Source organism: Pedobacter sp. 01T416_2 (assembly GCF_056398925.1).
In genome coordinates, this window is sequence record NZ_JBFTQI010001069.1 from 1 (window position 1) to 1,500 (window position 1,500).

3 protein-coding genes are annotated in these 1,500 nt (G+C 36.8%); all 3 read left to right on the top strand.

Going from position 1 to position 1,500, the window contains the following annotated elements; translation table 11 throughout:
• The coding region (locus AC1DPQ_RS27410) for a transporter associated domain-containing protein (protein ID WP_477611513.1) at positions 1–536 on the top strand (536 nt) is incomplete at its 5' end.
• Between the two features lie 8 nt (positions 537–544).
• Positions 545–1,249, top strand: a complete 705-nt coding sequence (locus AC1DPQ_RS27415) for a 16S rRNA (uracil(1498)-N(3))-methyltransferase (RefSeq protein WP_477582884.1) — start codon at positions 545–547, stop codon at positions 1,247–1,249.
• 4 nt (positions 1,250–1,253) lie between these two features.
• The coding region (locus tag AC1DPQ_RS27420; RefSeq protein WP_477611514.1) for a DUF4159 domain-containing protein at positions 1,254–1,500 on the top strand (247 nt) is incomplete at its 3' end.

The window sequence follows — 1,500 nt, forward strand, 5'->3', positions numbered from 1 at the left end:
GGATTATCCATGCAAAAGATATTTTACCATTCGTTGCAGCGGGTAATCAGCACTGGACATTAAACGATATCATCAGAAAACCATATTTCGTTACAGAAACCAAGAAAATCAACGATCTGATGAGTGAACTGCAAAGTAACCGCATACAGATTGCTATTGTATTAGATGAGTTTGGCGGTACAGCGGGCATGGTTACGTTAGAAGATATTGTTGAAGAGCTTGTTGGAGAAATCCAGGATGAATACGATGAAGAAAAGCCACTGGTAGAAAAAGTTTCTGACAATGAGTTTATCGTAAATGCATTCGCTACTGTATATGATGTGAATGAACATCTACCTCACGATTTACCAGAGGATGAAGATTTCGATACCATTGGTGGTTTGGTTTCTCATGTTTTTGAACGTATCCCTGAGGTAGGCGAAAGCAACGAATCATAYGGATATCTGTTTACCATCCTTAAAAAAACAGAGCAGAATATCGAAACAATCAAGTTAGAATTGGTGATCAATAAAGCAGATATGGTTGATAATCATTAATTTCAACTATGCATATTTTTTACACACCAGATATAGCCCAAAATGCTTATACGCTTAACGAAGAAGAGAGCAAACATTGCGTTAGGGTGCTTCGCCTTACCATAGGCTCAATCGTTAATCTGGTTGATGGGAAAGGTGGTTTTTACACTGCTGAAATCACTTCTGATAATCCGAAAAAAGTCTCCTTATCCATTTTAAAAGTAGAAACGGAGTTTCATAAAAGAAATCATTACCTGCATATTGCTGTTGCGCCAACTAAAAATATCGACAGGATCGAATGGTTTTTAGAAAAAGCTACAGAGTTGGGTATTGATGAAATTACACCAATTATTACCGATCGATCGGAGCGTAGGATAGTTAAAGAGGATCGGCTCAACAAAGTGATTACTTCTGCTGTTAAGCAATCGATAAAAGCCTATCATCCAAAATTAAATGATGCCATTTCTTTGGATGCTTTTTTAAAAGAATCATTCGATGGGCATAAATTAATAGCACACTGTATCGATAACGGGGAGAAACAATATATATCCAAACTTGTAGCTCCACATCAAAAATACTTAATTCTTATTGGTCCTGAAGGAGATTTCACACCTGATGAAGTTAATTTAGCTTTGAACAAAGGCTTTAAAGCATTAACTTTAGGTGATAACAGATTGCGCACAGAAACGGCTGCATTATCTGTTTGTTTTGAAATCAATTACCTTAACCGATAATCATTTGAAGTTTTCAGTTTTCAGTTTTCAGCTTCCGAAATTTAAGTTTATTGCTTCTTGCATAGGGCTTTTGGCTTTCTGCCTTATGCTTTCAGCTTTTAGCGCTTTACCACCAACCTACCGCATGGCCAAATTAAAGTATAACGGTGGTGGTGATTGGTATGCAGATAGAACAGCATTGCCCAACTTAATTGCCTACTGTAATGCCAATTTGAAGACTAATTTTTATGCCGAAGAAAGTATCGTAGAAG